Raw genomic sequence first — 9,565 nt, 5'->3', positions numbered from 1 at the left:
CCCGTTTGGCAAAGGTGGCACTAATGCGTACGCCTATTGCAAAGGGGACCCGATCAATCATGTCGATCCTGATGGGCATCTCACACTTTACCCGCTCAAAATCCAGGTCATTACCCTTGATGTGGTTCAAAGAGGTCGACCCAGAGCGCCAGTCAATACCCGCCTCCTCCGATCGCGCTCACCGTCGCCACCTAACTTTATTCCACCCCCTCCTCCCGCTCCTGCAGCGAGAGTACCTGCACATAGCGTTCCTGTAGTCACAACTCCAGTCGGGCGCCTCCGGCCAGCGCCGCCGCCACCCGACTTAATGCCACCTCCCCCGCCCGTTCCTGTGCAGACATCACGGGCGCCCAATTCGGCTGCGACTGTCAGCAACACAATCAGTTCTATTCGCGAAACCTAGGCTGGGGTTACAGCACCACCGTGCGCCCCCCATTTAGGAAAACGCGCCGTTCAAGGTGATGCCACACCGCATCAGGGTCTGGGTGTACACAAAAAAAACTGTCAGATCTGCTAGCTATACAGACACCCCGCGCAAGTTAACACTCAACGTCTAACGCTGCTTTTGAGACAGGTTGATGCCGACGATACTTGTTGACTATCGCTACGATCCGCTGGATCGCCTCCTGGGTACCCGCGATGTGCTTCGGTTCTACAATGCCAAATACATAGCGACTGAGGTAGAAGGTGACGTCGCACGTTGTTTTTTTACACACAAGACGCAACCGCTGGCCCAGTTGCAACAACAAGCGGGCGTAACCGAAACACGATTACTGGCCACCGACAGGCAACACTCGGTGGTCCATGCGCTCACTGCCACTGAAGGTTATTCACGGGAGTACTCGCCCTACGGGTTTCAACCCGCACAGCGTGAACAGGGCGATGAGTTGGGATTCAACGGAGAAAGACGCGCCCCTATTACCGGCCACTACCTGTTGGGTCAGGGCTATCGGGCGTATAACACCGTGCTGATGCGCTTCAACAGCCCAGACACGTTGAGCCCGTTTAACAAGGGCGGCATAAACAGTTATGCCTACTGCCTGGGAGATCCGATTAATCTCATCGACACGGACGGGCATAGTGCAGCAAGTCTGATAACAACTATTTTTAGAAACATTCCAGCTTTCGATCAGGTCCCCAGGCTAAATATTGTGCACCACGCTGCGGCCAATGCTGCGCCCGTTGTAGCACCCTCAGGGAGAGCTCGATTTGTTCTGCGGGGGAATAATTCTATGGCCTTAGTCCCAGCAGACAGAGCGCCAGTCGTGACTGTATCAACCTCCAGAGCAGCCGCTGCAATTGAAGCCCCAATCGCAATGGTCAGGGCATCCACCTCAAGGTCAGCCCAGGGTGCAGCCGTAGCGCCAGCCCCCATAGCATCAACCTCCAGAGCCGCTTCAGCGGTGGCCGCTCAAAACACCAGCTCAGCCGCAGACTATTTCCGTGCTCGCGCAGCCAGCCGAACCCGGCAAGCAGCCGCGGCACGGTCCGTCCCCCAGCCATTACCTGAAGCAGAAACCCAAGAGGCTGCACGCTGGATACGAGGTGATGCCGACCTGTGGTGAGGGGTTTGACTAAGGGCGCGAGTGCACGGCTACAACACCACCGTACGCCCCCCATTTAGGAAAACGCGCCGTTCAATGTGATAACCCACGCCCCGCGCCAGGGTCTGGGCTTCGATGTCGCGGCCCTTGGCGATCAAGTCTTCGGGGTAGTGGCTGTGATCAACCACCTCCACGCCCTGGGCGATGATCGGGCCTTCGTCCAGGTCGTTATTGATGTAGTGCGCGGTGGCGCCCACCAGTTTCACGCCTTTCTCATAGGCTTGGTGATAGGGCTTGGCCCCTTTAAAGCCGGGCAGCAATGAGTGGTGAATGTTGATGGCCTTGCCGTCGAGTTTGCGGCACAGCTCGGGCGACAGCACTTGCATGTAGCGAGCAAGAATCACCAGCTCGGCGCCGGTTTCTTCGATCACTTGCCACACGCGGGCTTCTTGCGCGGGCTTGTTAGCCGGGTCAAGAGCGAAGTGGTGATAAGGAATGCCGTGCCATTGCGCTAGCGGCTCAAGGTCTGGGTGGTTGGAGACCACGGCCACCACGTCCATCGACAATTGGCCAATGCGTTGGCGATACAGCAAGTCGTTGAGGCAATGGTCGGCCTTGGACACCATGATCAGCACTTTGGGCCGGTAGTGCGGCGGGGTCAGTTCAAACGCCATGCCGAACGCTTGGCCGCGTTCTGTCAGGCCCGCGCGAAAGGCGTTCTCGTCAAAGCCCTCGGGCTGGCGGAATTCGACGCGGATAAAAAAACGCCCGGAACGCTGATCGTCGAAGGAATGGTGCTCGGTGACGTAGCAACGGTGTTCGAACAAATAACGAGTCACGGCATCGACCGTGCCTAACAGGCTGGGGCAGTCGGCGGTTAGGATCCAGGTGTCAGGGGCGCGGCTCATGTGGAAATTCCTTGATTGATGTGAAAAGCAAAAGCGCCCTCACCCTAGCCCTCTCCCAGAGGGAGAGGGAACCGACCGCATGCGATTCAGTAACACCAACAATCAGCTCCCTATCGCAGGGCGAGGGAACTGACCGCACGCTAATTCAGTAACACCAACAATCAGCTCCCTCTCCCTCCGGGAGAGGGTTGGGGTGAGGGCAAGCCGTGACTCAGGCCTCAACACTCAGCCCATATTCTGCGGCCGCATCCTGCAACCACAGCCACCAGTAATCCGAGAAACTGCGACGAATCAGCAGTTCCCACGTGTCTTCGCCGGTGTGGCGAATCACCAGTTGGGATTTGGCAAACACCGTCCCTATGGCCTTGCCCACCGGGAAGTTGTCGGGGTGTACGTCGTAGCTGGTGGACTTCATCAACACGTTGCGCACGTTTGGCCCGCTCAATTCCAGCAGTTGTTGCCCACCACTGACGTTGACCACCGAAATGTGCAACCCCACTAGCGCTGCGCGCAGCGCTTGTTCTACCGCGTATTCCTGGCCGCCAGGTACGATCAGCAGCCATTCATCCGGGCCCATCCATTGCAGCGACGTGTCGCCCTTGGCCACCAGGCTCAAGGCCACCGGCAGCTCCAGGCCCAGCGCTTTGTGCACGCCTTCGGCAAAAGCCGGGTCTTTGGCATCACCGCGCAGGGTCAGGTGACCCAGCAGTTTTTTCTCGCGCACGATGACGCCCGCGTTTTTGCGGCCCTTGCCCGTCAGACTGGCCAAGTTAGTGTGGTGCAGCGATGACTCGGCTTTGACGCCCGAGTCCGGGCGTTGTTGGTATACGTTTGCGGTTGTCATGAGATCACCCACTCAAATATTCTGCCGGTCGCCTTTCGGGTCGAAGAACACCGAAGACACAATTTCAGCCTCGATCACGCTGCCATCTGCCTGAGGCGAGAACACCCGCTCGCCAATCCGCTTCAAGCCGCCTTTGACCACACCCATCGCAAACGAATAACCCAGTGAGTTGTGCGCATAGCTGGAGGTTACGTGGCCGACCATGGTCATCGGGATGGTCTGCTTAGGGTCGAACACCAGTTGCGCGCCCTCCGGCAACCATTGGGTCGGATTGACCGGCTTGAGACCCACCAACTGTTTGCGCTGGTCACGCACACAGTCTTCGCGGTTCATGCCGCGCCAGCCCAGCCACGAGAACGGTTTGGTGCGGCCCACACACCAGCCCATGTTCAGGTCATCCGGGGTCATGGAGCCATCGGTGTCTTGACCGACGATGATGAAACCCTTCTCGGCCCGCAGCACGTGCATGGTCTCGGTGCCGTACGGGGTCAGGTTGTACTTTTTACCCGCCTCGACGATTTTTTCCAGCACGCCCATCGCGTAGTCAGCCTGAATGTTGACCTCGTAGGACAGCTCGCCGGTGAACGAGATGCGGAACACCCGCGCCGGTACGCCAGCGACCAGTCCTTCTTTCCAGGTCATGAACGGGAACGCTTCGCGGTCCAGATCAATGTCGGTCACTTCGCTCAGCAGCTTGCGGCTGTTAGGCCCACTCAAGGTCAGCGTCGCGTAGTGGTCGGTGACGGAGGTGAAGTACACCTTCAGCTCTGGCCATTCGGTCTGTTGGTAGATTTCCAGCCACTGCAACACGCGAGCCGCGCCGCCAGTGGTGGTGGTCATGACGAAATGGTTGTCGGCCAAACAGGCGGTCACACCATCGTCGAAGACCATGCCGTCTTCTTTGCACATCAGCCCGTAACGCGCCTTGCCAACGTCCAACTTGGTCCAGGCGTTGGTGTAGATGCGGTTCAAAAACTCACGCGCATCCGGGCCTTGAATATCGATTTTACCGAGGGTGGAGGCGTCCAGAATGCCGACGCTGTCACGCACCGCCTGGCACTCGCGCTTGACCGCTGCGTGCAGGTCTTCGCCGTTACGCGGGAAGTACCACGGGCGTTTCCATTGGCCCACATCTTCAAACTCGGCGCCTTGCTTGACGTGCCAAGCTTGCAGCGCGGTGTAACGCACCGGCTCGAAAATGTGCCCGCAATGCCGCCCCGCTATCGCGCCGAAGGTCACCGGCGTGTAGTTGGGGCGGAACATGGTGGTGCCCATCTGCGGGATGGTCACGTTCAGCGAGCGTGCTGCAATCGCCAGCCCGTTGACGTTACCCAACTTGCCCTGATCGGTACCAAAGCCCAGCGCGGTGTAACGTTTTACGTGTTCGACTGACTCAAACCCTTCGCGGGTTGCCAGTTCAATGGCTGCCGCAGTGACGTCGTTTTGCAGGTCGACAAATTGTTTCGGAGCCCGCGCCGTGCCTTTTTCATGGGGCACATGGAACAACGCCACGGTGGCTTCTTGAAGTTGGTTCAAGGCTTTTGGCAGCACGCCTTCGACCGCTTTAAAACCGGCTTCACTGGCCGCGCGCACGCCGCCTTCAAAGCCATCGGCCAGGCTGTCGCCCAAGCCGTAAACGCCATTGATGCCGCCGACGCACACGCGTTTTTGCGGCGCTTCGCCGGGCACAAAGCCCAGAATATCTTCACGCCAGGTCGGCTTACCGCCCAAGTGCGAGGCCAAATGCACCACCGGGCTGTAGCCGCCCGAGGTGGCCACCAGGTCACATTCCAGCCATTCGCCTGGGCTGGTGACGCTGTGGGTTTTCAGGTCGATGGCCGCTACACGGGCACCCGTCACGCGTTTGGTGCCACGGGCTTCAATCACCGCACTGCCGGTCAAAATCCGAATGCCTTTGGCCCGTGCTTCTTCAACCAGTGCGCCACGTGGGTTGCTGCGTGCATCCGCCACGGCGACAACGTTCTGGCCCGCATCCAGCCAGTCCAGCGCCACGCGGTACGCATGGTCGTTGTTGGTGCTCAGCAGCAGTTTTTTACCCGGCGCCACGCCGTAGCGACGCACGTAAGTCGACACCGCACCCGCCAGCATGTTGCCCGGCACGTCGTTGTTGCCATACACCAGTGGCCGCTCGCAGGCGCCGGTGGCCAGCACCACGCGTTTGGCACGTACCCGGTGCAGGCGCTGGCGCACCTGACCAATCGGGGCCCGGTCGCCCAGGTGGTCGGTAAGGCGCTCGTGAATAGTCAGAAAATTGTGGTCGTGATAGCCGTTAACGGTCGCCCGTGGCAGCAGCTTCACATCGGGCAAGCCCTTGAGTTCAGCGATGGCTTTGGCCACCCATTCCATAGCGGGTTTGCCGTCCAAGCTTTCGCGGCTGTCTAGCAGGCTGCCGCCGAACTCTTCTTGTTCATCGGCCACGATCACCCGTGCACCGCTGCGCGCGGCTGCCAGTGCAGCGGCCAGACCGGCCGGGCCAGCGCCGACGATCAGCACGTCGCAGTGATGGTTCATGTTGTCGTAGGTGTCGGGGTCGTTCTGGGTCGGCGAGCGGCCCAAGCCTGCGGCTTTGCGGATGTACTTCTCGTAGGTCATCCAGAACGACTTCGGGTACATAAAGGTTTTGTAGTAAAAACCCGGCGGCATCAGCTTACCGCCGACTTTGCCCAAAATGCCCATCATGTCGGTGTTTACGTTGGGCCAACCGTTGGTGCTGGTAGCGACCAACCCTTGGTACAGCGCCTGTTGCGTGGCGCGCACGTTAGGAATTTGCGTGGCTTCGGTGGCGCCGATTTGCAGCACTGCGTTCGGCTCTTCAGCGCCCGCGGCGTAAATGCCCCGAGGCCGGGAATATTTAAAACTGCGACCGATGATGTCGACGCCGTTGGCCAGTAAGGCGGCGGCTAAGCTGTCGCCTTCATAGCCTTTGTACTGTTGGCCGTTGAAGGTAAAGGTCAGCACTTTGTTGCGATCAACGCGGCCGCCGTTAGGCAAGCGATGGGTCTGGCTCATACCTTTTCTCCCTGCTCGCGGGTGGCGGTTGGTGCTACGGATGCCGCCTGTTCGGTGAACTGCGGTTGAGTGCCGATCAGGTAGGTTTCTAGAATTTCGTACGTCACGGTATTGCGCGTGGCGTTGAAGAACTGGCGGCAACCGGCCACGTGGTTCCACAACTCGTGGTGCAGGCCACGTGGGTTATCGCGAAAAAACATGTAATCGCCCCACTCTTTGTCAGTGCAGGCGTTGGGGTCGAGCGGGCGCGGAATGTGCGCCTGGCCACTGGCGTGAAATTCTTCTTCGGAGCGCAGTTCGCCGCAATGAGGACAGAAGATATGCAACATGGGTATTTCTCCTCTCAAGCGCCGTGAAAACGTAGCGAGCGAAGGCAAGACAAGGCAAAAACAGGGGAGAAAGCGGAGCTTAGTGTACTAAGTGAGCATTTCGAGCCTGTTTTTAACGCAGTATTGCCGAGCGCAGTCGTGTTCATGGCGCTTTGTTAGTGGGCGACAGCGGCAGCGCCATGCTCGTCGATTAGTGCGCCGTTATAGAAACGGTCGATGGAAAACGGTGCCGCCAGCGGGTGCATTTCGCCTTTGGCCAAACTGGCGGCGAAGACGTTGCCCGAGCCCGGCGTGGCTTTAAAACCACCGGTGCCCCAGCCACAGTTGAAGAACAAATTCGGCACTGGGGTTTTGGAGATGATCGGGCACGCATCAGGCGTGGTGTCGACGATGCCGCCCCATTGGCGGTTCATGCGTACGCGGGACAACACCGGAAACATTTCCACAATCGCTTGAATGGTGTGTTCGATCACCGGGTACGAGCCGCGCTGGCCGTAGCCGACCCAGCCGTCGATACCCGCACCGATCACCAGGTCGCCTTTGTCGGACTGACTGATGTAGCCGTGTACGGCGTTGGACATGATCACGCTGTCGATAATCGGTTTAATCGGCTCCGACACCAGCGCTTGCAGCGGGTGCGACTCGACCGGTAGGCGGAACCCAGCCTGACGCGCCATGTGCCCGGAGTTACCCGCAGTGACCACGCCGACGCGCTTGGCGCCGATGAAGCCTTTGCTGGTTTCAACGCCGATGCACACGCCGTTTTCCTTGCGAAAACCCAGCACTTCGGTCTGCTGAATCAAGTCAACGCCCAACGCGTCTGCCGCACGGGCGAAGCCCCAGGCCACGGCGTCATGGCGGGCCACGCCGCCGCGCCGTTGCACGGTGGCGCCGATGATCGGGTAACGGGTATTTTTTGAGCAGTCGAGGTACGGAATTTCGTCCGCCACTTGTTTGCCGTCCAGCAGTTCACCGTCCACCCCATTAAGGCGGTTGGCGCTGACCCGGCGTTCCGAGTCACGAATGTCTTGCAGGGTGTGACACAAGTTGTAAACACCGCGCTGCGAGAACATCACGTTGTAGTTCAGGTCTTGAGACAACCCTTCCCACAGCTTCATGGCGTGTTCGTACAAGTGCGCCGACTCGTCCCACAAATAGTTGGAACGTACGATGGTGGTGTTGCGCGCCGTATTACCGCCGCCCAGCCAGCCTTTTTCGACCACGGCCACGTTGGTGATGCCGTGCTCCTTGGCCAAGTAATACGCGGTGGCCAGCCCGTGCCCGCCGCCGCCAACGATGACCACGTCATAGACCTTTTTCGGGGTCGGCGTGCGCCACATTTTCTGCCAGTTTTCGTGGTGGCTGAGGGAGTGTTTGAAGAGGCCGAAGCCTGAATACCGTTGCATAGGAATTACTCCAAAACCGCGCTCAGCGATAAACCGGGAAGTCTTTGCACAGCGACGTCACCTGACGGGCCACATCGGCTTCAATGTCGGGATCACCAAGGTGATCGAGAATGTCGCAGATCCAGCCCGCCAACTCCGTGCACTGCGCCACTTTAAAGCCGCGTGTAGTCACCGCCGGGGTACCGATGCGCAGGCCCGAGGTCACGAAAGGCGATTGCGGGTCGTTCGGCACAGCGTTTTTGTTGACGGTGATATGCGCTCGGCCCAAGGCTGCGTCAGCGTCTTTGCCGGTTAGGCCCTGACGAATCAGGCTAACCAAAAAAAGGTGGTTGTCGGTGCCGCCCGAGACTACGTCGTAGCCGCGCTTGATAAACACTTCGGCCATGGCCTGAGCGTTGTCGATCACCTGCTGTTGATAGGCTTTGAAACCTGGCTCCAGCGCTTCTTTAAAGCACACGGCCTTGGCCGCGATCACGTGCATCAACGGCCCGCCCTGACCGCCTGGGAACACGGCGGAATTGAGTTTCTTCTCTAGGGCTTCGTTGCTCTTAGCCAGAATCAACCCACCGCGCGGCCCACGCAGGGTTTTGTGCGTGGTGGTGGTCACCACGTCAGCGTAAGGCAGCGGGTTAGGGTACAAGCCCGCCGCGACCAGCCCGGCAACGTGGGCCATGTCAACGAACAGGTAAGCACCGACTTTGTCTGCAATCTGACGGAAGCGTGGGAAATCCAGCGTTTTAGAGTAGGCAGAGAACCCGGCAATGATCATTTTTGGCTGATGCTCAACCGCCAAACGCTCCACTTCGTCGTAGTCGATCAGCCCGGTAGCGGTATCGATGCCGTACTGCACGGCGTTGTACAACTTACCCGAGAAGCTGACGCTAGCGCCGTGGGTCAAATGCCCGCCGTGAGCCAGACTCATGCCCAACACCGTGTCACCTGCGTTGAGCAGAGCGAGGTACACCGCCGCGTTGGCCTGGCTGCCCGAGTGCGGTTGCACGTTGGCGTAATCGGCGCCGAACAGCTGCTTGGCGCGGTCGATGGCCAGTTGTTCAACTTTATCAACGTGCTCGCAGCCGCCGTAATAGCGCTTGCCGGGGTAGCCTTCAGCGTACTTGTTAGTCAGGCCACTGCCTTGGGCTTCCATCACACGCTGGCTGGTGTAGTTTTCGGAGGCGATCAGCTCAATGTGATCTTCCTGACGCTGATCTTCGGCGTTGATCGCCGCCAACAAGGCATCGTCGTAACCCTGAATCTGATCCTGTTTGCTGAACATTGCGTACTCCCAGCGCCAGCGCGCCATTCGTCTCGGTGAGGCTTATGCCCTTTGAGCCAGATGGTAGAGCTGGCGCGGGCAAATCAAATGCCTGCGCACGCCACGCAATGGTGCGTTTACGACATGGCCAACCTGCGCCCCCTTTTCAAAGGCTCAGGCTCAGGCGCTACGCGGCGGATTCGGCTCATTGCGATACACCTCGGCATATATCTCAGTAATCGGTGTACG

Annotated in this window: 7 protein-coding genes; 1 reads left to right on the top strand and 6 read right to left on the bottom strand. The window is 59.2% G+C overall.

Annotated features, from left to right (window positions below; all coding sequences use genetic code 11):
* Positions 1-578 precede the first annotated feature (578 nt).
* Entirely contained in the window at positions 579-1,565 is a 987-nt protein-coding gene (locus B347_RS25535; RefSeq protein WP_019408724.1) for an RHS repeat-associated core domain-containing protein, read from the top strand.
* A 29-nt stretch (positions 1,566-1,594) separates the two neighbouring features.
* Here B347_RS25535 and purU read toward each other — a convergent pair whose 3' ends face one another.
* The 6 genes from purU to glyA all read right to left on the bottom strand — a co-directional run bounded on the left by purU (position 1,595) and on the right by glyA (position 9,337).
* A complete protein-coding gene (gene purU, locus B347_RS0105600; RefSeq protein ID WP_019408723.1) occupies positions 1,595-2,452 on the bottom strand; it encodes a formyltetrahydrofolate deformylase in 858 nt (285 codons plus the stop codon).
* A 211-nt stretch (positions 2,453-2,663) separates the two neighbouring features.
* On the bottom strand, positions 2,664-3,296 hold the full coding sequence (locus tag B347_RS0105595) for a sarcosine oxidase subunit gamma (RefSeq protein ID WP_019408722.1): 633 nt from the start codon (positions 3,294-3,296) through the stop codon (positions 2,664-2,666).
* 12 nt (positions 3,297-3,308) lie between these two features.
* A complete protein-coding gene (locus tag B347_RS0105590; protein WP_019408721.1) occupies positions 3,309-6,326 on the bottom strand; it encodes a sarcosine oxidase subunit alpha in 3,018 nt (1,005 codons plus the stop codon).
* The gene (locus B347_RS0105585; RefSeq protein WP_019408720.1) at positions 6,323-6,655 is read right to left on the bottom strand and encodes a sarcosine oxidase subunit delta; all 333 of its coding nucleotides are present in this window, start codon (positions 6,653-6,655) and stop codon (positions 6,323-6,325) included. Before B347_RS0105585 ends, B347_RS0105590 begins: the two co-directional genes overlap by 4 nt.
* Before the next feature lie 155 nt (positions 6,656-6,810).
* Positions 6,811-8,061 (bottom strand): sarcosine oxidase subunit beta family protein, encoded by a 1,251-nt coding sequence (locus B347_RS0105580; RefSeq protein WP_019408719.1) that lies wholly within the window; start codon positions 8,059-8,061, stop codon positions 6,811-6,813.
* A 22-nt stretch (positions 8,062-8,083) separates the two neighbouring features.
* A complete protein-coding gene (gene glyA / locus B347_RS0105575) occupies positions 8,084-9,337 on the bottom strand; it encodes a serine hydroxymethyltransferase (protein WP_019408718.1) in 1,254 nt (417 codons plus the stop codon).
* Between the last annotated feature and the right edge of the window lie 228 nt (positions 9,338-9,565).

This window comes from Pseudomonas psychrophila HA-4 (assembly GCF_000282975.1).
Classification (GTDB): Bacteria; Pseudomonadota; Gammaproteobacteria; order Pseudomonadales; family Pseudomonadaceae; genus Aquipseudomonas; species Aquipseudomonas psychrophila_A.
The sequence above is the reverse complement of the archived record's forward strand: the minus strand, read 5'-3'. Positions and strand labels throughout refer to the sequence as shown.

Coding starts and splice junctions, on each gene's coding strand:
- B347_RS0105590 (WP_019408721.1), bottom strand. CDS start 6,326: ATGAGCCAGACCCATCGCTTGCCTAACGGCGGCCGCGTTGATCGCAAC.
- B347_RS0105585 (WP_019408720.1), bottom strand. CDS start 6,655: ATGTTGCATATCTTCTGTCCTCATTGCGGCGAACTGCGCTCCGAAGAA.
- B347_RS0105580 (WP_019408719.1), bottom strand. CDS start 8,061: ATGCAACGGTATTCAGGCTTCGGCCTCTTCAAACACTCCCTCAGCCAC.
- purU (WP_019408723.1), bottom strand. CDS start 2,452: ATGAGCCGCGCCCCTGACACCTGGATCCTAACCGCCGACTGCCCCAGC.
- B347_RS0105595 (WP_019408722.1), bottom strand. CDS start 3,296: ATGACAACCGCAAACGTATACCAACAACGCCCGGACTCGGGCGTCAAA.
- B347_RS25535 (WP_019408724.1), top strand. CDS start 579: ATGCCGACGATACTTGTTGACTATCGCTACGATCCGCTGGATCGCCTC.
- glyA (WP_019408718.1), bottom strand. CDS start 9,337: ATGTTCAGCAAACAGGATCAGATTCAGGGTTACGACGATGCCTTGTTG.